At 52.6% G+C, this 1,213-nt stretch carries 1 protein-coding gene; it reads right to left on the bottom strand.

Annotation, left to right across the window (positions count from 1 at the left end):
- Positions 1-18: 18 nt before the first annotated feature.
- A partial coding sequence (locus ACTF5Z_RS12255; RefSeq protein ID WP_438985880.1) for an AarF/UbiB family protein occupies positions 19-1,213 on the bottom strand: 1,195 nt, incomplete at its 5' end.

Here is a 1,213-nt window from a genome sequence, read left to right on the forward strand (position 1 = left end):
AGTAGGGGTGAAGTCATGTTATCTTGCGGATCTCCAGAGTATTAATAGTAAAAATGCACCGCTTAACCCTGCGGCCGTGGCGGTCATACCAGACAGTGCGGTGCCCACGGTTAACCCGCCGAGCACCCAGCTGCCAATGATCCATAAGGGTGACTGCGCTTGACGTTGTGGCGTTTCAACAGTCTGTGGGGAGGCGGTTTGCAAAAATCGGTCTATGAGCTGGTTCGGTAACTTAGGCAATTGCTCGAGCAGTCCAGGCGCCTCGTCTTTTAACCGCTGCAGTGTGTTGCTTGCTGAATAGCGCTCTTGCATCCAGTTTTCAAGGAAGGGTTGAGCGGTGTCCCATAAGTTGAGCTGCGGGTAGAGCTCTCGTCCCAGACCTTCTATGTTGAGCAGGGTTTTTTGTAGCAGCACCAGCGAAGGCTGAATAGGCATATCAAAGCGGCTAGCGGTTTGGAATAGGTTAAGAAGTAGTTGTCCAAACGACAGCTCGGCGATGGGTTTTTCAAAGACGGGTTCGCAGACAGTGCGGATGGCGCTCTCAAAATCTTGAACGCGGGTATCGGGCGGTACCCAACCGCATTCGACGTGAAGCTCTGCCACGGTGCGATAGTCGCGTTTGAAGATACTCAGTAGATTACGAGCCAAGTAGTACTGATCGTCGGCGCTTAAGCTGCCGATAATTGCGCAATCAAGGGCGATATAGCTGGGTGTGTTGGGGTTGTTGGCATCAATGAGAATATTGCCAGGGTGCATGTCGGCGTGAAAAAAACTGTCGCGCAGCACCTGAGTAAAGAAGATTTCGACGCCGCGCTCTGCCAGGCACTTAAAGTTAACATCAAGCGCTTCGAGTTGAGCTCGGTTGTTGACAGGAATACCCGTCACCTCTTCCATCGTGTACACGCGGGATGTTGTGTAGTCCCAGTAGACTTGGGGTACGTATAGCTGGTCGCTATTCTCAAAATTGCGTCGCAACTGGCTGGCATTCGCTGCCTCTCGTGCCAGGTTGAGCTCATCCAGAATCGTTGCCGTGTAGTCGGCTACCACTTCTTGAGCTTTAAGGCGGTGTCCATCAGGATGCAATCGCGTAATCCATCGGGCCAGCCAAGCCATCCAGCGGGTATCTTCAATGATGGTTGCCTCAATGTCAGGCCGTATGACTTTAATGACGACGGATTCGCCCGTTCGCAGCTTTGCTTTGTGCACTTGGGCG

Origin of the sequence: Aequoribacter sp., assembly GCF_965659035.1 — a bacterium.
Lineage (GTDB): Bacteria > Pseudomonadota > Gammaproteobacteria > Pseudomonadales > Halieaceae > Aequoribacter.